16 protein-coding genes are annotated in these 23,434 nt (G+C 44.5%); 7 read left to right on the plus strand and 9 right to left on the minus strand.

The features are described from left to right. Window positions 1–55: 55 nt before the first annotated feature. The 4 genes from NBH15_RS08945 to NBH15_RS08960 all read right to left on the minus strand — a co-directional run bounded on the left by NBH15_RS08945 (window position 56) and on the right by NBH15_RS08960 (window position 6,630). The gene (locus tag NBH15_RS08945; RefSeq protein WP_128135644.1) at window positions 56–2,050 is read right to left on the minus strand and encodes a glucosamine-6-phosphate deaminase; all 1,995 of its coding nucleotides are present in this window, start codon (window positions 2,048–2,050) and stop codon (window positions 56–58) included. A 113-nt stretch (window positions 2,051–2,163) separates the two neighbouring features. Further along, window positions 2,164–3,330 carry an N-acetylglucosamine-6-phosphate deacetylase gene (gene nagA, locus NBH15_RS08950; protein WP_250822499.1) on the minus strand — a complete coding sequence of 389 codons (1,167 nt, stop codon included), beginning with the start codon at window positions 3,328–3,330 and terminating at the stop codon, window positions 2,164–2,166. A 34-nt stretch (window positions 3,331–3,364) separates the two neighbouring features. After that, the gene (nagA, locus tag NBH15_RS08955) at window positions 3,365–4,531 is read right to left on the minus strand and encodes an N-acetylglucosamine-6-phosphate deacetylase (RefSeq protein WP_250822500.1); all 1,167 of its coding nucleotides are present in this window, start codon (window positions 4,529–4,531) and stop codon (window positions 3,365–3,367) included. A gap of 152 nt (window positions 4,532–4,683) precedes the next feature. Then, the gene (locus NBH15_RS08960; protein WP_186961182.1) at window positions 4,684–6,630 is read right to left on the minus strand and encodes an ABC-F family ATP-binding cassette domain-containing protein; all 1,947 of its coding nucleotides are present in this window, start codon (window positions 6,628–6,630) and stop codon (window positions 4,684–4,686) included. A 445-nt stretch (window positions 6,631–7,075) separates the two neighbouring features. On the opposite strand from NBH15_RS08960, the gene NBH15_RS08965 reads away from it, so the two are divergent. The 4 genes from NBH15_RS08965 to NBH15_RS08980 all read left to right on the plus strand — a co-directional run bounded on the left by NBH15_RS08965 (window position 7,076) and on the right by NBH15_RS08980 (window position 16,254). Next, on the plus strand, window positions 7,076–10,198 hold the full coding sequence (locus tag NBH15_RS08965; RefSeq protein ID WP_250822501.1) for a SusC/RagA family TonB-linked outer membrane protein: 3,123 nt from the start codon (window positions 7,076–7,078) through the stop codon (window positions 10,196–10,198). 10 nt (window positions 10,199–10,208) lie between these two features. Next, a complete protein-coding gene (locus NBH15_RS08970) occupies window positions 10,209–11,990 on the plus strand; it encodes a RagB/SusD family nutrient uptake outer membrane protein (RefSeq protein ID WP_250822502.1) in 1,782 nt (593 codons plus the stop codon). A 197-nt stretch (window positions 11,991–12,187) separates the two neighbouring features. Further along, window positions 12,188–12,742: a DUF3332 domain-containing protein gene (locus NBH15_RS08975; RefSeq protein WP_128135654.1), complete on the plus strand. Its 555-nt coding sequence runs from the start codon at window positions 12,188–12,190 to the stop codon at window positions 12,740–12,742. Window positions 12,743–12,873: 131 nt separating this feature from the next. After that, window positions 12,874–16,254: a glycoside hydrolase family 2 TIM barrel-domain containing protein gene (locus NBH15_RS08980; protein WP_250822503.1), complete on the plus strand. Its 3,381-nt coding sequence runs from the start codon at window positions 12,874–12,876 to the stop codon at window positions 16,252–16,254. A 1,111-nt stretch (window positions 16,255–17,365) separates the two neighbouring features. Here the strand turns inward: NBH15_RS08980 and NBH15_RS08985 are convergent. From NBH15_RS08985 to NBH15_RS08995, 3 genes are all read right to left on the minus strand, one after another. Continuing rightward, complete coding sequence (locus NBH15_RS08985; RefSeq protein WP_250822504.1) at window positions 17,366–18,223, minus strand: TIGR01777 family oxidoreductase; 858 nt, start codon at window positions 18,221–18,223, stop codon at window positions 17,366–17,368. Window positions 18,224–18,543: 320 nt separating this feature from the next. Then, the gene (locus NBH15_RS08990) at window positions 18,544–19,527 is read right to left on the minus strand and encodes a TlpA disulfide reductase family protein (RefSeq protein ID WP_250822505.1); all 984 of its coding nucleotides are present in this window, start codon (window positions 19,525–19,527) and stop codon (window positions 18,544–18,546) included. 36 nt (window positions 19,528–19,563) lie between these two features. After that, a complete protein-coding gene (locus tag NBH15_RS08995; protein ID WP_250822506.1) occupies window positions 19,564–20,337 on the minus strand; it encodes an EFR1 family ferrodoxin in 774 nt (257 codons plus the stop codon). A 90-nt stretch (window positions 20,338–20,427) separates the two neighbouring features. Between NBH15_RS08995 and NBH15_RS09000 the strand changes: the two genes are divergently transcribed. The 3 genes from NBH15_RS09000 to NBH15_RS09005 are packed head-to-tail and all read left to right on the plus strand — an operon-like array spanning window position 20,428 to window position 22,522. After that, the gene (locus NBH15_RS09000; protein WP_250822507.1) at window positions 20,428–20,688 is read left to right on the plus strand and encodes a hypothetical protein; all 261 of its coding nucleotides are present in this window, start codon (window positions 20,428–20,430) and stop codon (window positions 20,686–20,688) included. Beyond that, window positions 20,685–20,942, plus strand: coding sequence for a type II toxin-antitoxin system RelE/ParE family toxin (locus NBH15_RS29360; RefSeq protein ID WP_128134214.1), 258 nt, complete (start codon window positions 20,685–20,687; stop codon window positions 20,940–20,942). Before NBH15_RS09000 ends, NBH15_RS29360 begins: the two co-directional genes overlap by 4 nt. Before the next feature lie 26 nt (window positions 20,943–20,968). Then, a complete protein-coding gene (locus tag NBH15_RS09005; protein ID WP_128134213.1) occupies window positions 20,969–22,522 on the plus strand; it encodes a M28 family metallopeptidase in 1,554 nt (517 codons plus the stop codon). A 7-nt stretch (window positions 22,523–22,529) separates the two neighbouring features. Here the strand turns inward: NBH15_RS09005 and NBH15_RS09010 are convergent, their stop codons facing one another. Then, window positions 22,530–22,730 carry a hypothetical protein gene (locus tag NBH15_RS09010; protein ID WP_186961195.1) on the minus strand — a complete coding sequence of 67 codons (201 nt, stop codon included), beginning with the start codon at window positions 22,728–22,730 and terminating at the stop codon, window positions 22,530–22,532. Window positions 22,731–22,762: 32 nt separating this feature from the next. Further along, the gene (locus tag NBH15_RS09015) at window positions 22,763–23,068 is read right to left on the minus strand and encodes a DUF4491 family protein (RefSeq protein ID WP_010802445.1); all 306 of its coding nucleotides are present in this window, start codon (window positions 23,066–23,068) and stop codon (window positions 22,763–22,765) included. Window positions 23,069–23,434: the final 366 nt, after the last annotated feature.

A 23,434-nucleotide genomic window follows, 5' to 3' on the forward strand; every position in this document is an offset into this window, starting at 1 on the left:
CATGAAGAGCGCTTGCCATCAGGTAAGCGCTCTTTTTTATAGAAACAATTAAGTCTTATTTATCAAACGGGATCATATACTGAACGAATGCTTCGATTGCTTCATAGGAAGCCAGACCCAGATCCTTATACAGTTCGGCTGTAGCACGGTTACGGTCTTCGGCACGCTGCCAGAACAGACGTTCGTCGTCACCCAGGAACGGTGCGCTTTCTGCCTGCGACTGATGTTTCAGGATAGCATTACGTTTGAAGCGCAATTCTTCCGGACTGATAGGAACTGCCATTTCGATGTGGTCCATTTCCCATTCTGCCCATGCTCCGCGATACATCCAAACACGGCAATGTTTCAGCCATTCTTCGTCTTTCAGTTCATCAATGGCAGCCAGTACGGCATCCAGACAAACCTTATGTGTTCCGTGCGGATCAGCCAGGTCACCGGCCACAAACATCTGGTCCGGTTTGATCTCCTGCAACAGTTTCTTTACGACAGCGACGTCGGCTTCACCCAGATCATTCTTCTTAACAAGACCTGTTTCATAGAACGGAAGATCCAGGAAGTGAACGTTTTCATCTTTCACACCCGAGTAACGGCAACCGTGACGGGCTTCTTCACGACGGATAGTACCTTTCATGAACAGGACATCTTTCTTTTCCGGTTCCCCGTTTTCTACCTTTTCGAAACGCAGGTATTTGATAATCTCTTCCGCTTTGTCTTTAACAGTACTGTCATTCGGAGAATATTTGTCGCAAACATCACGCAGATACTCGCAGTAACGGATCACTTCATCATCCCCCACAGCAATATTGCCGGAAGTTTCATAAGCCACATGCACATCATGGTGCTGGTCGCACAAACGGCGCAAAGTCCCCCCCATAGAGATCACGTCGTCATCCGGGTGCGGACTGAATACGATCACTTTCTTCGGATATGGGGTAGCGCGTTCCGGACGGTTGGAATCATCTGCGTTCGGCTTACCACCCGGCCATCCGGTGATTGTATGCTGAATATCATTGAATATCTTGATATTTACATTATAAGCGGAACCATACAACGCTAAGAGTTCGCCCAGTCCGTGTTCGCTGTAATCCTTGTTTGTCAGTTTCAGGATCGGTTTGCCAGTCAACTGGCACAGCCAAACGATAGCGCGACGGATCAGTTTGTTATCCCAATCACAGTTGGTAACCAACCAGGGATGGCTGATTCTTGTCAGTTCGTAAGCGGCAGACAGGTCGATCACCACCTTTGCATTCATATGAGTCTGCAAATAAGTAGAAGGAACTGTTTCACTGACCTTACCTTCAACCGTATTGGCAATGATACGTGATTTATCTTCACCCCAGGCCATCAGAATCACATTCTTAGCTCTCAGAATAGTTGAAATACCCATTGTGATTACACTTGCCGGAACATTTTCAATTGATTTGAATGTACGGGCAGCTTCTTTGCGTGCATCGTTATCCAACAAAACCAGACGGGTTCCGACATTGGCAGATGATCCCGGACCGTTAAAGCCGATATTACTAGCATGCCCTACTCCCAACAGGATATAGTCGATTCCGCCGAAATTCTGGATTTGCTGTTCATACTGTCTGCAAAATTCGAAGATATCGTCTTTCGGCATAGAACCGTCGGGTGAATAGATATTCTTCGGATCAATATCCACCTGGTCGAGGAATGACTCCTTCAAATAAGCCAGATTACTGTTTGTCGATGCGCTCAGCGGATAGAACTCGTATACATTAAATACAATTACGTTGCGGAAGCTCAGTTGTTCTTCCTTATGCATACGAACCAATTCCTTAAATACACTCCGAGGGGAACGTCCACCCGACAAAGCGAGAACGAAAGGTTCGCCGGCTGCCTGTTTTTTACGTATTTGTGAGGCCAATTCTTTCGCGATCACGAAAGATCCTTCTTCAGCTGATTCGTAGATGTTTGTCGGAATCTTCTCCATACGAGTTAAAACTGATTGCTCGTAAGCGTTTTCCGGACGGTAATACCTGAGCGGTATACGCGTCAGGGTAATTTGAGAACTAAGGTTCGTCTTCATGTTTAATTACGATTTAGTAGAACTTTTTTACTTGAACTACAAATATAACAATTCTTCGGCAAATAAAGATTAAAGAACCCTATCAAAAATATCTATTTACCTATAAGTTGGTACTAAGCCAATGTATTCGTTCCTTCCACCAAATGTCCCATCGACCAGACAGAACGAACGTTCAGCTTACGGTCAAGGATAACGATGTCGGCATCCTTACCACGTTGCAGAGAACCCTTGCGATCGTCTACTCCCATCAGGCGGGCCGGCGTTTCTGAAGCCATACGGATAGCATCAGCCAAAGGTACTCCGGCTTTCTGCACCATTGTGCGAACCAGCACATCCATCGTAGCTATACTTCCAACCAATGAGGAATGATCAGCCAGTTTACAAACGCCATCCTCGATAATGATACGGGGATCATCCACCGGCTTTCCTTCATTAGCAGCATAAGCCAATGCATCCGTTGTCAGACATGTACGTTCCACACCTTTCAGCTTGTAAACCAGACGCAGGATTGTTGAAGGCAAGTGACGGCCATCAGCAATCACCTCCACTGTCATATCATCTTCCAGGAACACACTCTCTACCGTTCCTTCATATTTATATTCACGACGCTTATGGAATCCAGGCATAGCATTATAGAAATGAGCCGCATGCGTAAAACCGGCTTCATAAGCAGCTTTAATATCTTCAAATTCTGCCTCCGTATGAGAAACAGCTGCCAAAAGACCTTTTGAACAGACATAACGGGCAAAATCCAATGCCCCCGGTAATTCCGGACTTGCATCCCAACGTTTAATACAATTCGTACTTTCCAGTAACGATTTATATTCGTCCGGATCAGGATCTTTCAAAGCGTCCGTCAGTAAACTGCCTGCCATCTTTGGATTCAGATAGGGTCCTTCCAACTGTAATCCCAACACAGGACTGTTTTTCTCTGCCATCGCACTTTCACATAAGGCAACCCCTTTCCTGATTTCAGTCATGGGAAGCGGGCCCAATGTCGGGAAAATACAAGTCGCCCCATATTTCATGTGTGCGTTCACTGCCCCGTGGAAAGCTTCTTCTGTACATTCCTTAAAATCATATCCACCGCCACCGTGTATATTCATAGCAACGAAACCCGGAATAATATACATTCCTTTGGCATCTACCACCGTAGCCCCTATCACAGCCAGGTCACTATTTGTTACTTCCAGTATTTTACCATCACTGATCAGAACAGAACCGTCTTTTAACCAACCTTGCGGCGTCAGGATCTGTCCGTTTATTATTTGAGTTAACATAACTTCCTCTATATTTTATTCTTGTTCGATCCCGTTAAAACAACTTATTAGTACCTTCCACCAATTTACCCATAGCCCAGACAGCACGTACATTCAAATCTTTGTCCAAGACCATCAGGTCGGCATCTTTACCACGTTGCAAAGAACCCTTGCGGTCGTAAACTCCCATGATACGGGCCGGCGTTTCAGATGCCATACGAATCGCATCTTCCAAAGGTATCTCGGCGTTCTGTACCACCGTACGGATCAGGCGGTCCATCGTTGCAACACTACCGGCCAACGCTGAGCGGTCGGCAAGTTTACAAACCCCGTCTTCAATGATCACACGCGGGTCGAAAGCCACCTGGCTATCGCTGGCCGCACAGGCCAGTGCATCCGTGATCAGACAAGTACGTTCCACACCTTTCACTTTATATACCAAACGAAGGATTGTCGGCGGGACATGAATACCGTCAGCTACCACTTCCACTGTCATGTCATCGATCAGATAGATACTTTCGACAGTTCCTTCATACTTATACTCGCGGCGTTTATGGAAACCGGGCATAGCATTGTAAAAATGGGTGGCATGTGTATAACCCGCTTCATAAGCCGTCTGGATATCTTCATACTCAGCCTGTGTATGTCCGACAGCTGCCAACACGCCTTTCGAAGTGATATACTTACCGAACTGCATGGCACCCGGCAATTCAGGCGCAGCGTCCCAACGCTTGATACAATTCGTCTCTTCCAATAACGTGATATATTCTTCAGGGTCCGGATTCTTGATATTTTCAGGAATCTGGCCACCGGCCATCTTCATATTGAAATAATGGCCTTCCAAATGTAATCCGAGGATAGGACTGTCCTTTTCAGCCATCAACTTTTCAGTTGTAGCTGCCGCCGCACGGATCATCGGGATGGTTGAAGACGACAAAGTTGGGAAAATACTCGTCGTACCATGTTGCATATGAGCAGCCACGGCACCACGGAACGCATCTTCCGTACCTTCCATAAAGTCACGTCCGCCTCCGCCGTGAACATGAATTTCCACTCCGCCCGGAACGATATACATTCCTTTGGCGTCAATCAGGTTTGCACCAACTATGGCGAGGTCACAGTTGGTCACTTCCAGAATTTTGTTATCACTAATCAGAACAGAACCATCTTTCATCCAGCCCTGTGGTGTCAGGATACGACCGTTAATAATTTGAGTTAACATAATATTTGTCTATAAATTAGGCGTTTGTTATTTATCAATTAGTTCAATCTCATGGTATGATAAACCGGAGTCTATCAATTGACAAAAGTAAATACTTTTTATTTAATGCAATCCTTCTTTAATCAATATATTTCAAAAAAAGCGCCACCGGATCACCGGGACGCTTTCTCATTCAATTCTTCTAATTCCATGGTCAACTCCGTCCATGTGTCCATTGTGTCGGACAACTCTTTTTTCAATGATGAATAATCATTATATAAAGAGGTATCGGAAGCTCCTTCGGGAGTCGCCAGCCTGGCTTCAATGGCGGCTATGGAGTTTTCCAGTTCCGTTATTTTATTTTCTGCCTCGGCAACAGCTTTCTCCACTTTCTTGATCGCTTTGCTTTGTTCTTTGCGTGCTTCGTAAGAAAGTTTGTTTTGTGTAGGCTGGCCATCCGCATCCGTTGCCAAAGAAGCTGCCTGTGTGGAACGTTCCAGTTCACGCAAGCTATCCATCTTCTTTTTTTCCAGGAATTCATAGATTCCTCCCAGATGTTCTACGACACGCTGGTTTCCGAATTCATAAACCTTATCTACCAGGCCATCCAGAAATTCACGGTCATGGGAAACGACAATCACGGTACCGTCAAATTCACGCAACGCATCTTTCAGGACATCCTTCGAACGCATATCCAAATGATTGGTCGGCTCATCGAGGATCAGCAGGTTGACCGGCTCCAGCAACAGGCGGATCATCGCCAGACGGCTTCTTTCTCCTCCCGACAGGACTTTCACCTTCTTATCGGACGCTTCGCCGCCAAACATAAAGGCACCGAGGATATCACGGATCTTGGTCCGTATATCACCCTGCGCTACATAATCGATCGTATCAAAGACCGTCAGGTTATCATCCAGCAACTGCGCCTGATTCTGGGCAAAATAACCGATCTTCACGTTATGCCCCAATTGCAGTTTTCCCTCATAATCGATCTGTTCCATGATACATTTGACCAGCGTCGATTTACCTTCACCGTTCTTTCCGACGAAAGCGACCTTATCCCCTCTGTTGATGGTCAATGTGACATCCTTGAAGATCAGATGATCTCCATAACGTTTAGCCACATTCTCCATAATCACAGGGTAAGAACCGGAACGGGGAGCCGGAGGAAATTTCAGGCTCAGCATGGCTGTATCTACCTCATCCACTTCGATACGCTCTACCTTTTCCAACTGTTTGATGCGTGACTGTACCTGAACAGATTTGGTCGCTTTATAACGGAATCGTTCAATGAATGCTTCGGTATCAGCCAGTTTCTTCTGCTGGTTTTCGAAGGCACGGAGTTGTTGTTCGCGGCGTTCCTTACGAAGCTCAACGTATTCGGAATACTTTACTTTATAATCGTATATACTTCCCAACTCGATCTCGATCGTACGGGACGTGGTGTTATCAATAAAAGCACGGTCATGCGAAACCAGGATCACAGCATTGGCACGGGTCGCAATGAAATTCTCAAGCCATTGGATAGATTCGATATCCAGGTGGTTGGTCGGCTCATCGAGCAACAACACGTCCGGACGGCGAAGTAATAACTTTGCCAACTCGATACGCATACGCCAGCCACCGCTGAACTCGGAAGTCGGACGTTCAAAATCACTGCGGTTAAATCCCAGACCGATCAAGGTACGTTCCAGTTCTGCATGGTAGTTGCTTCCCCCCATCAGCTGGAAATGTTCGGAAAGATGTGTTACCTTATCTATCAACTTCTGATACGATTCCGTTTCGTAGTCGGTCCGTTCAGCCAGTTCCAGATTCAGCCGTTCGATCTCCTTTTCCATTTCCTGGATATGACCGAAAGCCTGTTCCGCCTCTTCACGGACAGTACGGCTGTCGGTCAACTGCATCTGCTGAGGCAGATAGCCGATCGTCGTCTCTTTGGGAATACTCACCGTACCGGATGTCGGAGACTGCAAACCTGCAAATATCTTCAACATCGTAGATTTTCCCGCCCCGTTCTTACCGACCAGTGCGATACGATCCTTCTTGTTTACCACAAACGAAACATCATCAAAAAGCGTAAATCCGCCAAATTCAACTGTTAGTCCTTCAACCGAAATCATATCTATTTCTTTTATGGCTGCAAAAGTACACAAAAATCGCCTACCACTCCAAATTAGCTGAATGCAGTATCATAATATATGTCACAAAACCGGACAGTACCTTATCGGTAGAAAAAAAATAATTAGTAATATCAGGAAAAATACTCGGAAGATTACAAATAGAAACGACTAAGTTCTAGCAGAACTAATTTATAACGACACCGCAAATATAGTATATTTTTTATTATCAATGCCTAAATATATTAAAATTAATTACGATCCACAAGAACTTAAGTCGAATATGTTAATTATTAATTACACAATTAAGTTAACATGCTTTTTTCTATCTGTTACCAATTTTACCCTAAATAGCTGATTCACTAACGAATAGTTCTAACACACAAGACATAGTTCTGCTAGAACTATGATAACCTCTAACTAGTATTAATTATTAATCAAAAAACACATGAATTACAGGTCTATTTTAAAGCAAAATCAAGTTTCTTTGCTTTTAATCGCACTTGCTTTTCCTGTTTCAGTAACCACATCTTCCTTGTACGCAACTACAACAGATGTATCTATTACCCAACAGCAAAAAGCCATAAGTGGAGTCATTTTTGACGGAGCAATGAATGAACCACTGATCGGTGCCAATGTCATTGTTAAAGGCACAACCAATGGAACTGTTACAGATTTGGATGGCAAATTCACTCTGGAAGCAAATCCTAATGACATCCTGGTTATCAGCAGCATCGGTTTTAAAACCATTGAGATCAAAGCCTCAGAAGCTGCTAAAGGAAAAATCATCCTGCAAGAAGATTCTAAAGCTTTGGATGAAGTAGTTATAGTAGGGTACGGTGTGCAGAAAAAGGTAAATTTGACAGGAGCGGTTACTTCCATCGGATCGGAAGAACTAAAAGAACGCGTCAATACTGATGTACTCGCCTCTGTGCAAGGACAAGTTCCCGGTGTAACGATCATCACACGACCAGGGTCCAGTCCTTCGATCAACATGCGTGGTCGGGGTAACTTGGGTACATCTTCCCCGCTGTTCGTGATCGACGGTGCTATTGCCGACGCATCATTTTTCTCCAACCTCGATCCAACTTCCATCGAAAGTATCTCCTTCCTGAAGGATGCTGCATCTTCCGCTATTTACGGTTCACGTGCTGCTTATGGAGTAGTACTGGTTAAAACAAAAGGAGGAAAAGAGGGAGACGTAAAAGTAAATTATGACGGAACAGTCTCAATGAAAATTGCGACATACACTCCGAAAGTGTTAGGTTCTGAATGGTATGCCAAGCTGACTAACGAAGCCGCATTCAACGACAATCCAAACGCAAAGATGCCATATAGCGATGAAGAAATAGAAATGTTTGCCAACGGCAGTAATCCGGACATGTATCCAAACACCAACTGGTATGACCTGGTGCTGGACGACGTATCGGTTATGACCAAACATGCTGTCAGCGTCAGCGGAGGTAATAAAGTCAAGTATTATACATCTTTAGGATACATGTACGATGACAAGTTTACTCCGGATTCTTATTCCAACCGATATAACCTCGTGACCAATCTTTCTTCGGATATTAATTCATGGTTGTCGTGGCGTTCCAACATAAAATATATCCAGAATACGTCCAAAACAGATAACGGAGGCGTTGCTTATGTAAATCTACTGACCGTACCTTCTACCTATGCAGCTCGCCAGAGTAACGGGGCATGGGGTAGCTATGAAGGCGGTAAACCTGCATCTTTAGTAAGCATGCAGCGTAATCCGCTACGCCAGCTGGAAGAAGGCGGCTGGTCAAATAGCAAATCACAAAACACATTGATCAACCTGGCTGTCGACATCAAACCGGTAAAAGGACTAGTCCTAACTGGAGAAATGATCTACAAGGCTTATGACTATAAGGAAAAAAAATATGAAGCCAACAGAGACAAGATCAAAGATTTCAAAACAGGTCTGGAACTGAATGGAACCGATGTGACGGCATCCAAGATGACTTACGACTGGAATGAAAACTCCCGCCTGACATATAATGGACTAGCAAACTATACCTGGAACAATGCGGACCACGACATCAATGTATTGGCCGGCGTTTCGTATGAACACTACCAGTATCAGCAACAGAAATCATACCGCAAAAATTTCCCAACAAACGGAATGACTGGTATAAACGGTGGTTCGAGCGCACCAAACGATATGTTTACAGAAGGTAAAACCTATGAAGATAAACTGATGTCTTATTTCGCCCGCATCAATTATTCGTTCAAAGAACGTTATTTGTTTGAAGCCAACATTCGTTCGGATGCCTCTTCGCGGTTTCATAAAGACAATCGATGGGGAGTCTTCCCTTCTTTCTCCGCCGGTTGGCGAATCAGTCAGGAAGATTTCATGAAAGAGATTTCATGGATCGACAACCTAAAGTTGCGCGCTTCTTGGGGGCAATTGGGTAACATCAACAATGTAGGCCAATATGATTATTTCTCAACCTATGCACAAGGAGGCAATTACAATTTTGAAAATTCAATTGTAAACGGCATCATAGAATCCAAACCTGCCAATAAAAACCTGGGATGGGAAACCGTAACGATCACTAATATCGGCGTCGACTTCGATGTCCTCAACGGCTTTTTGAATTTCACCGGTGAATACTACGACAAACAGACTAAAGACATCCTGTTGGCATATCCGAGTCCGGCTGAAATCGGTATCAATAAAGATAACAAAGTGTCTCAAAATATAGGAAAAGTCAGCAATAAAGGGGTGGAATTTTCAGTTACTCACAATCATTCATTCGGTGATTTTTCCTATACGGCAGGTTTCAACATCACTAAGAACTGGAATGAGGTAAAAGATTTGGGTGCCAACGACCCGATGATTGACGACCCATGGATCAAAAAAGTAGGTTATGCGATCGGTACATTCTACGGTTTTCGTTCTGACGGTTTATTGACTCAGGAAGACATAGACAAAGGTAATTATATCACAGACGGAATAACCCCCCAAGCCGGAGATATCAAATATGTGGATCTCGATGGTGATAAAAAACTGACAGATAAAGACCGGGATTACTTGGGTTGCGATGTACCGGATATCACCTATGGCGTAAACCTGAACCTACGCTATAAAGGATTCGAACTGAGTATGTTCGGACAAGGAGTTACTGGGACATTAGTACGTTTCTATCAGGAACAGGCCTGGGCATTCTCCGACAATGCCAGTCCGCGCGAATATCACCTGAAACGCTGGACAGTCGACAATCCGGATCCGAACGCAGCTTATCCGCGTATCTATCCACGTACCAGTGCACATTCGACTTATAATAACAAGTTCTCTGACTTTTGGTTGTTCAATTCCGATTATTTCCGCATCAAGAACATTACCTTCGGATACACATTCCAGAAAAAAACAGTACAAAGTTTGGGGATAGACGCCCTGAAATTATACGTATCAGCAGAAAATCCGTTCACGATCCGTGCCGACCACAGGATGGAAGACTTCGACCCGGAAACAGCATCAGGTCGTGGAACCAATACACGCGGAACATCTTCCGTATCACTTGGTGTAAACTTAACATTCTAATATAAATAAAATGAAAACATTCAATAAACTATTCAAAAATATCTTCTTCTGTACGCTTCTGGGAACAGCCGTCTGCAGTTGCGACCTGGAAGTGGAACCCACTTCCAATATTGCAACGGAAACATACTGGAAAACAGAAAAAGACGCATGGTATAATCTGAATGCCATTTATTCAGCCAGTATCCCCGGATCGGCAGTGCACAGTGACTCCTATTCAAATGATGCATATTGCCAATATGCATGGGAATCAAACGGTCCGGTCTATCAGCAAAACGGATTGAGTGCCCTGTATGATGAAGGTTGGAATTTCGAAACAATCCGTAAACAAAACATCTTCCTGCAAGAGGTGGACAATTGTGAAATGGACGAAGCTCTAAAAGAACGTTTCAAAGTAGAAGTCCGTGCAATGAGGGCCTGGAGCTATCTAGGTATGACTCTCACTTTCGGTAAAGTTCCACTGATCACAGATGTATTGTCTTATGATGCGCCAAATATTCCGCGCGATGAAGTCAGTGTAGTCCGTGAATTTATCATGAAAGAGCTAACAGAGGCTGCCGAGGCTCTACCAGCCAGCTATTCCGGCGGTTACCCGAATGAAAAAGGGCGCATTACCAAATATGCCACATTGGCGGTAAAAGCAAGAGCTGCCCTCTATTTCGGTGACTATGCGACAGCCGAAACAACAGCTAAAAGGATCATGGATGAAGGTGGTTTCTCGCTGTTCAGGATTTCCCAGTTGTCAGAAGCCCAGCAAAAAGAGGCAGAAGAAATGAGCCTGTTCATTGATTTCGATAAATATGGCATAGACAAAGATAAATTCATCAAAGGAATGTTCAGCTATGAAACCCTGTGGCATACAGAAAATGGGAATCCGGATAACCCCGAATATGTCATGACACGGCAATATACCGCATCCAGTTGGGATTATCAGGATATGGCACGCTATACAAGCATACGCCCGAACCAGTTAGGTGGTTGGTCATCCGTTACCCCGACACAAAACCTGGTGGATTCTTATTGGGCTGTCGACGGAAGCGAACCTAATGTTCCAACGACCGATCAACGAAAAGAGGCCTACAATAAAATAAAAAGTGACCTGGATGCCTATACACCACCGGCAGGGGAAGCTAAATTTCTCTCTTTCGCATCAAACCTTATCGATAATGGGAAATTGAAAGAATATGACTACATAAAGGAATTCAGAAACCGCGACAGCCGCCTATATGTATCCATCCTGTTCCCGTTCAAGAGTTGGTATGAAACAAACTATGGCAACGACTTCATCTATGAATGGATCAAGAACGGTAACAATGAATCAAAAACCGGTTTCAACTTCCGTAAAATGTCTCCGTTGGAAAACGATGCGAACAACGACGGACAAGCGACAGGTGATTATCCTTGCATCCGCTACGCCGAAATCCTGCTGATTTTTGCCGAAGCACATACGCAAACAACAGGTTTTGATGCACAGACACAAGCCGCTCTGAATCAACTGCGTGACCGTTGCGGCATGCCGAACGTACCAACCAGCCTCAGCAAGGAAGCCGGACTTGCATTGATCCGGAACGAACGCCGGATTGAACTGGCTGGAGAAGGACTACGCAACGACGACCTGTGCCGCTACGGCAACGATTACTGGAGTAAACAAATGAACAATGTTGATATCACGACCCCGGACGGCGAAAGAATCATCACCATGAAATGGGATACGCGCATGCAGTTGAGGCCGATCCCTCAAACCGCTATCGACCTGAATCCATTGCTGGCTACTGACCAGAATCCAGGTTATTGATCATATCGGTTAACTGATAAAAACAGGAGGCTGCCGGGTTTACATAAAAGTGAACCGCAGCCTCTCTATTTAAAGAAGAACCGCATCAGATGAAAAAATAGACACTGAATGATCGAATTATACAATGAATGCTAATTGCCATTATCATATAAATTGTTATCTTCGTCCCCAAATTAACTACTAACAATTTATAATTCATGAGGAAAAAAGGTTTAACGTTATTAGTGGCAACTACTTTAGCCAGCAGTGTTCTATTTTCATCTTGCATCGGATCATTCGGCTTAACTAACAAACTTCTTGACTGGAATAAAAATATTGACAGTAAGTTCGTTAACGAATTAGTATTCATTGCATTCTGGATCGTCCCCGTATATGAAATTTCTGCACTTGCAGACATACTGGTCCTGAACTCTATCGAATTCTGGAGCGGAGATAATCCTGTTGCCGATGCCGGAACAGTAAAAACAATCAACGGAAAAGACGGTGTTTACACGGTTGAAACCAAGAAAGACGGATACCATATCCAAAAAGAAGGTGAAGAAAAGGCAATTGACCTTGTATTCAACGAAAGCGATAAAAGCTGGAGCGTAGAAGCTGACGGTGAAGCTACAAAACTGTTAAAGTTCAAAGACAACGACGAAGTTGTCATGTACCTGCCGGATGGTAAGGAAATGAATGTTGAATTAAACCAGGCAGGTGTATTAGCATTCCGCCAGGTTGCAGAAGGTTATTCTTTTTACGCAGCTAAATAAGAAATAACATTTGAATGGAGGTGTATCAAAAGTCACTATCCTGTCATCCCGGGTCAAGTCCGCCATGACAAAACTGACTGTTGTAACACCTCTATTTTTTTATCAGATACTACCAACCTAAATAAATACAAATGAAACACTTGGTTAAGAAAGCAATGCTCACCGGAGCATTCGGTTGCTTCCTTTTGGGTACTGCATTGGCTGATAATGCGACTGCATCCCAGGACACGAAGCCTTACTGGCAGGACGTTCAGGTCGTTGCCGTAAACAAAGAACTGCCGCGCAGCTCGTTTATGACGTACGGCGACCGTTCGACAGCCCTTACTTCACGTTTTGAAAAGAGTCCCTACTATTCATTACTGAACGGAACCTGGAAATTCTATTTTGTAAACTCCTACAAAGATCTTCCGGCAAATATCACAGATCCTTCCACAAGCACTTCTTCCTGGGATGATATTACCGTGCCGGGCAACTGGGAGCTTCAGGGACATGGTACAGCCATCTATACAAACCATGGCTACGAGTTCAAACCCCGTAACCCGCAGCCTCCGTTATTGCCGGAAGCAACTCCGGTAGGCGTTTACCGTCGTGATTTCGAAATCCCGGCAAACTGGGACGGACGTGATGTGTATCTGCACATTGCAGGTGCCAAATCAGGCCTATACGTTTATGTGAACGGCAAGGAGGTCGGATACAGCGAAGATTCTAAAAATCCGGCAGAGTTCCTGATTAACGACTATCTGCAACCGGGAAAGAATGTTCTTACCCTGAAGATATTCAGATGGAGCACCGGTTCATATCTGGAATGCCAGGACTTCTGGCGCATCAGCGGTATCGAACGTGATGTATTCCTGTGGTCACAACCCAAGATTGCAGTAAACGATTTCCGCGTAATCTCTACCTTGGACGATACTTATAAAAACGGTATCTTCAACCTGGCCGTAGACATCAAAAACCATACGAAAGCAGCAAAAGACATCACTGTATCTTACGAACTGCTGGATGCAAAAGGACAGACTGTTGCAACTGCCGACAACAAGTTATGGGTCGGAGCCAACAGTATCAAGACAGCTTCTTTTGAAAAAGAGCTGAACGATGTCGCCACCTGGAGTGCTGAACATCCGAATCTTTACAAACTGTTGATGACGGTAAAGGAAGACGGTAAAGTAACGGAAGTCATTCCTTCGAACGTTGGTTTCCGCCGCATCGAAATCAAACCGATCGACCAGATTGCCGGCAACGGGAAACCCTACACCGTGCTATTGTTCAACGGACAGCCGATTAAGTTCAAAGGGGTGAATATCCACGAACATAACCCACAGACTGGCCACTATATGACAGAAGAACTGATGCGTAAAGACTTCGAACTGATGAAGAAAAACAACATCAACTCTGTACGTTTGTGCCACTATCCGCAGGACCGTCGGTTCTATGAACTCTGCGACGAATACGGATTATATGTCTATGATGAAGCCAACGTGGAATCGCACGGTATGTATTATAGCCTGAGCAAAGGCGGTTCGTTGGGTAACAATCCGGAATGGTTGCTGCCGCACATGGACCGTACGATGAATATGTACGAACGTAACAAGAACTATCCGTCGGTAACTATCTGGTCTTTGGGTAACGAAGCCGGTAACGGATATAACTTCTACCAGACTTACCTGTATGTAAAGAATAAGGAAAAAGGATCAATGAACCGTCCGGTCAACTACGAACGTGCTCTTTGGGAATGGAATACCGACATGTATGTACCGCAGTATCCAAGTGCTGGATGGCTGGAAGAAATCGGAAAAGAAGGTAGCGACCGTCCGATAGCTCCTTCCGAATATGCCCATGCCATGGGTAACTCGACCGGTAACCTTTGGGGACAGTGGAAAGCTATCTACAAATATCCGAACCTCCAGGGTGGTTGGATTTGGGACTGGGTAGACCAGGGACTTCTTGTTAAGGATGAAAACGGCAAAGACTATTATGCATACGGTGGCGACTTCGGTGTTAATATGCCTAGCGACGGTAATTTCCTTTGCAACGGTATCGTAAATCCGGACCGCACTCCGCATCCAGCCATGAAAGAGGTGAAATTTACACATCAGAACGTTGGTTTCGATGCCGTGGATGTAGCTAACGGCGTGTTTAAAATCACGAACCGCTTCTACTTCACCAACCTGAAGGATTATACGATTACATATACTGTAAAAGCAAACAACAAGGTAATCAAGAGTGATAAAGTTTCACTTGACCTGGTTCCGCAGGCTTCACAGGAAATCACTGTTCCCGTAGCAGGTCTGAAACCACAGGCCGGCGTCGACTATCTGGTTAATTTCGTTGTTACTTCTAACAAACAGGAAGGTGTAATTCCTGCCGGTTATGAAATAGCTCAAGACCAGTTCCGCTTACCGATAGAAGCCGATAAAGTTGCTTATAAGGCAGGTGGTCCTAAACTGGCCGTATCAGAAGAAGGTGACAATGTAAAAGTAACTTCTTCCAAAGTGAACTTCGTGTTCGACAAGAAGTCAGGTGTTGTTAGTTCCTATAAGGTGGGCGGCACGGAATATTTCAACGAAGGCTTCGGTATCCAGCCGAACTTCTGGCGTGCTCCTAACGACAATGACTACGGAAGCGGTAACCCGAAACGTTTAGAAATATGGGAACTGTCAAGTCGTAACTTCAACGTGACTAAGGCTGCTGCCGAAATCGTCGACGGAAATGCCATCGTAAATGTGGAATATAAATTACCGGCCGGTAACGAATTCCTTATCACTTATAAGATTTATCCCGACGGTGTAATGAATGTGGCTACCCACTTCACCCCGGCTCATCTGGATGGCGTAAAGATTGGAATCTCCGAAGCGACTGCCACTGCTACGTTTTCACCCGGACGTGACAAAGTCAGCGACCGTGACAAAATGGTTGTTCCCCGTATCGGCGTACGTTTCCGTCTGCCGGTGACTATGGACCAGTTGGAATACTTCGGTCGCGGACCAGTAGAGAATTATTGGGACCGTAAAGCCGGTTACATGATCGGGCAATACAAGAGCACGGCAGAAGAGCAATACTTCCCCTATGTTCGTCCGCAGGAAAACGGCCACCACTGCGATACTCGCTGGCTCACATTAGGCGGCAAAGGCAAGAACCTGTTAATCGTTGCTGACGATGATATGGAATTCAACGCCATGCGTAACTCAGTAGAAGATTTCGATGCCGGTAAGACAACCAACCGTCCGTACCAGTGGAACAACTTCACACAGGAAGAAATCAACAACCGTCCGAACATCGGTCCGTACGATAAACCTCGCCAGACACACATCAATGATATTACCCCGCGTAACTTCGTTGAAGTATGTGTTGACCTGAAACAACAGGGACTGGCCGGTTACGACAGTTGGTATTCACGTCCTGAACCTGAATATACATTACCTGCTGACAAGGAATACAAGTGGGGCTTCACTTTAATCCCGGCAGAAAATGCCAGCAGCGCACAAAAGAAAGCGGGCTATAGCTACAAATAAATAAAGCAATCATAAGATAGAAAGGGGACTCTGTGTATTCAGGGCCCCCTTTTTTATATTATGTGAATTCGGTATAACTAATTTAGAAATAATTGAGCTATCGGTTTTGTGACTGGTTGTAACTGGCTCCCCTCTCGAGAGGGGGCAGGGGGTGTGTTAAAGCCAGTCAATAAAACAAGCCTTGTTACAGGTTTATTTGCCGTCTGCTTCAGCTGACGGATTAGTAAAGGATCTATCTCATTGGACTTTAGTCCCATTTCTTACAGTTTTCTATCTAAGAGAAATGTGGCTGAAGCCAAAAGAGAGAAACAACTTGTAAACCGTCAGCTGAAGCAGACGGCAAATGAACCTGTAATAGTCAAGTGACTCTGATTATGGTGATTGTATGGGCGGGAATATGACACACCCCCTTCCCCCTCTCAAGAGGGGAGCCAGTTACAACCAGTTGCTATAAACAAACACTCATATCTGATAATAACTGAAACAAATTAATTCCGCGAACAGGTAAATAAACAGAATAGAAAGATACTACACAAAGTTTTGTATATTTATCTACCATCTGCAACCAATCCATATAACACACTGTATATATGCCATATAGATGGTGACAGATACCTGATTTTATCTGCAACCACATCTGTCATCTACCACTCTTTAATTAATATTATTCTGAAGCGTTTACTATATATGCAGGTGACAGATGGCAGATACAGTGGCAGATAAACACACTGCATCTGCAACCCTTAATTTATTGGTAATTAATAATATATCCGAGATAGTAACAGATGGCAGATGTTTTTGTAAAACATTATGTATTATATTTGTATCAGCTTAGAGAAATTGTCACTGAATATTATCTCAAAAGTTACTACTTATTATCACTAAAGTCACTGCTAACTAATGCATAAGTCGTTAGTAAGTATTACTACCCTGTACAGGATAGCCGATTACGGTGTACAGGTTGTCAGACTAAGGTGTACACCGTAATTCACCAGGGTGTACAGGATAATTTTACTGAGTCAGGACTTTAGAGATAGAAGTTAAGGAGGTATGTAATTGTTTATCCTTTACTTCTTTATAATAGATGAAAGAAGTAATCTTTCCGTGCCTACTACATCATGAAACTAAGTAACGCCAGCCGTATATCCGAATAACGGAATACATACCCTGCTGAAAGTAACCGGGCCGGATAAGCCTGTTGTCCTTTGGTGATTAATTCTTCTCCTTCTCCATAAAGATACCTGAATACTCTCCGGGGAAGGGGTAACCAAGCCGGGCGATGCATCACTTCGGCAACCACCTTTGTAAAAGCCCGGTTCGTCAGTGGTTGGGGAGCAACCAGGTTGACAACTCCCGACAAATCCTTATGTTCGATAATAAACTGCATGGCATGCAGCACATCTTCCATATGTATCCAGGAGAATCCCTGTTTGCCGGAAGCAATCTTTCCTCCGACAAAAAAGCGGAATGGAAGCAACATCTTAGGTAATGCCCCTCCATCCTTTGACAATACAACTCCAAAACGGGCTACCACCAACCGGATGTCTCTCGACAACTTCTGCGCCTCATCTTCCCAACGGATACAGACCTCAGACAGGAAACCCGTTCCCACAGACGTACTGCTTTCCGAATAAATACCGTTATCCGGATAAATGCCGACAGCTGATGCGGAGATAAATACCTCCGGCTTCACCTCCATCTCATTGATGATAGATACCAACCGCCTGGTAGTATAAATACGGCTGTTCATTATTTTACGTTTGGCTTTCCTTGTCCAACGCTGGTTTATCGTAGCTCCGGCCAGATTGATTACAACATCACATCCGGTCAATGCCTGTTTCAGCTTTTCGTCCGACCTCGAACGGAACATCGCATGTTTCAAAGGGACAACGACATCTCCGCCAACAGATAGAAACTCTGTCAGATGCTGTCCTATAAAACCTGAATTACCGCTGATTGCAATTCTCATCTCCTTCTTCTTCAATATTCTTCTTCAATAATAAAACAAGAAGGGTTTATAGTTTGTTGTAACTAGTTGGATGACAATTGTATTAAAGGTTGTAATTCTTGTTCAAAAATTTCTTTACTGATGATACGGTAATGCGGAGAGTAACTGTCGGCTCTGCAATCTCCCCTTCCGTTTCCGTATAGGAAGCCATTTCGCGGCGAAGATAATTACCGGCGGCTGTTGTGTCGCTGACGATATGCCCCGGACCGAACTTATCCTGGAAAAAGTTCTTGTACGGCAGAGAAGACTGAAAAAAGAGATAAGCAGATTGCGCTTCATGCTTATTTGATTACTTCTTTTAATGTATTAGGCAAATCTTCGCCAGTGATATTCTTGGCGATGATTACACCGTCAGGATCGAGCAATACGTTTGCCGGAATGCCGCGGACACCATACAAGGCAGGTATCTCTGAATCCCAATATTTCAAATCGGAGACGTGTGTCCAGGTCAGGTTGTCATCGGCGATGGCCTTCAACCATTTGTCTTTGTTGTTATCCAGGGAGATACCGATAATCGTAAAGTTCTTATCCTTGTAATCCTGGAAAGCCTTCACTACATTCGGATTCTCACGACGGCAGGGAGGACACCAGGAAGCCCAGAAATCAAGTAATACATATTTACCGCGGAAGTCGGACAGAGAGACAGCCACACCGGCTGTATCCGGCAAAGAAAATTCGGGAGCCGTCTTGCCAATCTGCACATTCTCCAACTGGCCGATGATGCCATCCAGGTCTTTTACATAAGGACAGTCAGCCAGTGCCGAAGCTATCTTGGCACGGGTCGCCTTCAACTGGTCCAACGGAAGCTGATAGGTGAAATAACGATACAGGTAGAAAGCCGCAGCCGGCGAATCCGGGTACTTGCTTATCAGGCTATCTATATTGAAACCTTTCTCAAAGACCTTACTCTGGTTTTCCTGGAAAATCGTATTGACCGGAGAGTTCTGAACGATAATCGTCTCGCCGTCATTTCCGAGCGTTACGTCCATATTCGTATTCTCAACAAAGAGTTGTACCGGATAATTCATATCCTCGGTAGCCAGGCCATACAGCAGGGGCTGGCTCACTTCTCCCTTGAATGTAAATTTACCATCCTTAATCTCGGCGGTATCCACATCGAAGAACATTTTATTACGGAACGTTTTCAGGTAAATCTTACCGTCAGGCATATTCTCCACGACTCCGTTTATCACATAACCTTTAGGCGTTTCCTGGCAACTTGCCAACAGGAACACAGCCATAACCATCATTACTAGTTGTTTCATTTTGCTTTACTTGTTTTTATAGTTGACAGGCGCAACTTATTTAACATCGGGATGATGATACCTTCCTTTCTTCAGGGTAATCTTGCCATATTCTATGGCACGTACCGGACAACGGTGGATACAGGCAACACATTGCACGCAGGTATCCGACCAGACAGGCTTTCCTTCGGACAGCGTTATGGTCCCGGTCGGACAAACTTTCTCACACAAACCGCATGAGATGCAGGCATCCGTTACCCGAAAGGAGTTCTTCCCTATGGCAAAATTAGCAAAAAGAGGATATATCCAGTAGCTTTTGAGTCCCGGCAGGCTTCCTTTATTGTATAAATTAACGTTTTTACTTTCGCGGATAGCAGCAGCGATAGCAGCGACGGCAGCGGGCGCATCTTCCAGTTTCTGTCTTTCGACTTCCTTGCTGTCTACGTCAAAACCAGGCAGGAGGATATAGTTATTCGGCATAATGACCGAGTAACCGGCAGTAAGCCTAATCCCCCGTTTAGACAAGGCTTTCTGCATCCTGTCAGCGGTATAACCGCATTCGTCGCCACAGGTGGATACGGAATATACGGGTTGCTTATCGTAGCCGGTCAGCTTCAGCTTCGAGATAAAACGGGTAACAGGGACAGCCGGTCCCCACGAATGTACGGGATAGACAAACAGCACTTTCTCATCTTCCCTGAGCGGGCAGACAATTTCCTTTTTATTGGTTTTTAACTCCTCCGCTATCGAAACGACAGGTTCTCCCAACGCGATACTCAAAGCATTCGCCACCCAACGGGAGTTTCCGGTACCTGAAAAGTAAAATATCATACGCTTATCTCTGTTTTGCCCACAAATGTAAATATAATTCAGAACTAATATCTTATCTTTGTCAAATAAGAAAACCAAAGAAGAGATATTATGACAACAATGGAATTAAATTTACGGAAACAACACTTTACCGAGTTCGTCCTTTCGATGGATGAAGAGGAGTTCACTGAATTGGAGAAATACGCTAAAGCATTATCTCTAAAAAAGGCTGCATCTAAAAGTAAGCCCTATCCCTGGGCACCTACTTCCGATGAGTTCAGAGCGGTTGTTGCTGAATCTGAAGAAAATTACCGTTCCGGTAAATTTATCGAAGAGGATGATATGGACAACTATCTGGATTCACTCAGATGAAAAAGTTAAGATGGGACCCCATCGCAAAAGAACAAATCACAGAAATATTCCACTTTTATAAAACGCTATGCGGATTACGTACTGCAAAGAAGATTACCGATGCAATCAGACAAAGCAGTAAGAGACTGAAAGAACAACCTTTATTAGGATTCAGAGAACCTTTGTTACTCAATCGGCACTACTTTTACAAAAAGGTAACGATTCTGTTATTATTTCCTGCTTTTCATTTGGTATACGTTATTTTTATCCATTAATTTGCAAGACTTAAACAAACACTGATATGAAAAGGACTATACTTCTCTTCGCAACCATGGCCTGTATGACCATAACTTCCCTTCCGGCACAGGAGGCCGCCGTAAATAAAATCATTGAAACCGGACGTTCCGACAATCAGGTCATGAACCATCTGGACATACTGACCAACCGTTTCGGCGGACGCCCTATCGGTTCGGATGCCTATGACAACGCCACCGAATGGGTAGCCTCCAAGTTCAAAGAATGGGGGCTGGAAGTGGAGTTACAGGAAGCCGGAACTTTACCCGTCGGATTCAACCGGGGCCCGTGGTTCGGCAAGCTGCTTGGTGAAAACGGGATGGAGTTGCATTTCGTCACCCCTTCCTATACCTCCGGTACGAAAGGACTTCAACGGGGACACGTGCTGCTAGAGCCCCTGACACAAGATGAGTTCGACCGGATGAAAGGACAGTTGAAAGGCGCCTGGATACTGGTAAACGGCAAAAACACAGGCTGGCCAATCGATTGGTCGGCAACAGCAGACTATGACCGTGCAGGTGTTATTGCAGAAAACAACACAATCGCTCAAAAAAACCGTGAGATAATGAGGGATAACTGGGTAAATAAAAAGAATACCCCCTTACTGCCTTTAAATGAAGAAAAACCGGCTCTCTTTTACAAGGAAATGTGCGAAGCCGGTGTCTTAGGTTTTATCCAGTCGGCTTCTGTCCCACTGCGTGCACTTTATGATAAGAATGTCGTATTCGATAAGGATATGACCATCGAAAAACTACCGACCGTACCCGATATCAAACTGGATGAACATCAATACGCCATCATCAAACAGATGGTAAAAGAACGCCGTTCCTTTATGCTGGAGTTCGATATACGTAACCATTTCCGCCTGGGACCGGTCAAATATTATAATGTAATCGGTTCCATAAAGGGAAGTAAACATCCGGGGGAATATGTTATGCTGAGTGGCCACCTCGATTCTTTTGATGTAGGAACCGGCGGGGTCGATGATGGTTCAGGCGTTACCCCTGTTATGGAAGCCGCCCGTCTGATTGCCACTTCGGGAGCAAAGCCTAAACGCACGATGCTTTTCTGTGCTTTTGCAGGTGAAGAATTCGGTCTGCTCGGTGCACAGGCCTGGGTTAAGGGGAATCCAAAGAAGATGGATAAAATATCGAATCTGTTCAACCGTGACGGCGGCCCTACTCCTCCGGTGGGTATTAGTGTACCGCAAGCCATGTATGATGATTTTGTGAAGATATGCGAACCGGTAAAGAAGATTAATACCGAATATCCGTTCGAAGTCAAAGTAGCCGAACCGCGTAAACAGCCGACCACCATGGGCGGTACGGATGCTTCCGTCTTTGCACTGGATGGCGTACCGACCATCGGTTTTATGGAGAAAGACATCAAAGGCTATAACTTCAGCTACGATGAGATATGGCATACGGAGCGTGACTTATACACCAAGAGCATTCCTGAATATCAACAACATGCTGCAACGGTCATGGCTATTGTCGGTCTGGGAGTAGCCAACCTCGACCATCAGCTATCACGCGAAGGATTATATCTGAAAGAAGAATAAGAGTAAATCAGGCTACCTGACGACACAAATAAGGCAGACGCCCCTGGGCATCTGCCTTATCTCTTTTACGGTTGTAAACCTTTTTCGATACATGCACCCGATTATGACTGACCGGACGTCCGTGATTCTCTATTTCCGCTTCTCGGCTTCCCTTGCGGTTTGCCTTGATGTACTCGTCCAGCGGAGAGACTTTCTTTTTCTTCTTCATAGCTGTATTCTTTTACGGCTACAAAGATACAATTATTTTTCCGGATATTGTCTTTTTGGATTTTTAGGGAACCATCCTTTCAATACGCGTTCTTCCTGCTCGAATACTTCCTTGATTGTCCAGAACGAAGAAAAGGCAAACACACCGCAGATAGCGGAGACAAAAACACTCTCTATCAGCAAAGAAGCAACCGTTCCGGCAATCCCCAGAAGAAGGAATATCCACCAGCATTTAGTCCCCCAATAATATTCAGCCTTAACAACTATCGGATGAAACAACCCGATTATCAGAAAAGTAACGATACCAATCAGTAGCCCGTCAAAATTTATCATCTCCATATTTGTATTGTTTAATATAAAACAGTTTAATCTGTCTCAACAAAGATACAAAAATCAACTGTCATTCCTCATAAAATATATCTATCCGGATATAAACATCCACAAACCGTTCACCCCTACCTGCACCACCCTATATCTATATAACTATCCTTTATCAGTATTGCCTAAAAGCCATTCGGACATATATCCAACGATTCTTTTGTCAGAGGTAGGTGTAAATAAATTTAGAGGTAGGTCTATTTTCATTTAGAGGTAGGTCTAAATCGATTTACACCTACCTCTAAATAAAAAAACATTAGTACTATCCTTTCTTTTCATTCTAGACGAAAAGGAATCATTGTAGAGAGTTTCCTTATATGATTCCTT

This window comes from Parabacteroides caeci, assembly GCF_023656795.1.
Taxonomy (GTDB): Bacteria; Bacteroidota; Bacteroidia; order Bacteroidales; family Tannerellaceae; genus Parabacteroides; species Parabacteroides segnis.

Bases quoted from the DNA above. Each gene is read 5' to 3' on its own strand.
- NBH15_RS08945 (WP_128135644.1), bottom strand. From the start codon at position 2,050: ATGAAGACGAACCTTAGTTCTCAAATTACCCTGACGCGTATACCGCTC.
- nagA (WP_250822500.1), bottom strand. From the start codon at position 4,531: ATGTTAACTCAAATTATTAACGGTCGTATCCTGACACCACAGGGCTGG.
- NBH15_RS08990 (WP_250822505.1), bottom strand. From the start codon at position 19,527: ATGAAACAACTAGTAATGATGGTTATGGCTGTGTTCCTGTTGGCAAGT.
- NBH15_RS08995 (WP_250822506.1), bottom strand. From the start codon at position 20,337: ATGATATTTTACTTTTCAGGTACCGGAAACTCCCGTTGGGTGGCGAAT.
- NBH15_RS08970 (WP_250822502.1), top strand. From the start codon at position 10,209: ATGAAAACATTCAATAAACTATTCAAAAATATCTTCTTCTGTACGCTT.
- NBH15_RS08985 (WP_250822504.1), bottom strand. From the start codon at position 18,223: ATGAGAATTGCAATCAGCGGTAATTCAGGTTTTATAGGACAGCATCTG.
- NBH15_RS08980 (WP_250822503.1), top strand. From the start codon at position 12,874: ATGAAACACTTGGTTAAGAAAGCAATGCTCACCGGAGCATTCGGTTGC.
- NBH15_RS09015 (WP_010802445.1), bottom strand. From the start codon at position 23,068: ATGGAGATGATAAATTTTGACGGGCTACTGATTGGTATCGTTACTTTT.
- NBH15_RS09000 (WP_250822507.1), top strand. From the start codon at position 20,428: ATGACAACAATGGAATTAAATTTACGGAAACAACACTTTACCGAGTTC.
- nagA (WP_250822499.1), bottom strand. From the start codon at position 3,330: ATGTTAACTCAAATAATAAACGGACAGATCCTGACGCCGCAAGGTTGG.
- NBH15_RS08960 (WP_186961182.1), bottom strand. From the start codon at position 6,630: ATGATTTCGGTTGAAGGACTAACAGTTGAATTTGGCGGATTTACGCTT.
- NBH15_RS29360 (WP_128134214.1), top strand. From the start codon at position 20,685: ATGAAAAAGTTAAGATGGGACCCCATCGCAAAAGAACAAATCACAGAA.
- NBH15_RS08965 (WP_250822501.1), top strand. From the start codon at position 7,076: ATGAATTACAGGTCTATTTTAAAGCAAAATCAAGTTTCTTTGCTTTTA.
- NBH15_RS08975 (WP_128135654.1), top strand. From the start codon at position 12,188: ATGAGGAAAAAAGGTTTAACGTTATTAGTGGCAACTACTTTAGCCAGC.
- NBH15_RS09010 (WP_186961195.1), bottom strand. From the start codon at position 22,730: ATGAAGAAGAAAAAGAAAGTCTCTCCGCTGGACGAGTACATCAAGGCA.
- NBH15_RS09005 (WP_128134213.1), top strand. From the start codon at position 20,969: ATGAAAAGGACTATACTTCTCTTCGCAACCATGGCCTGTATGACCATA.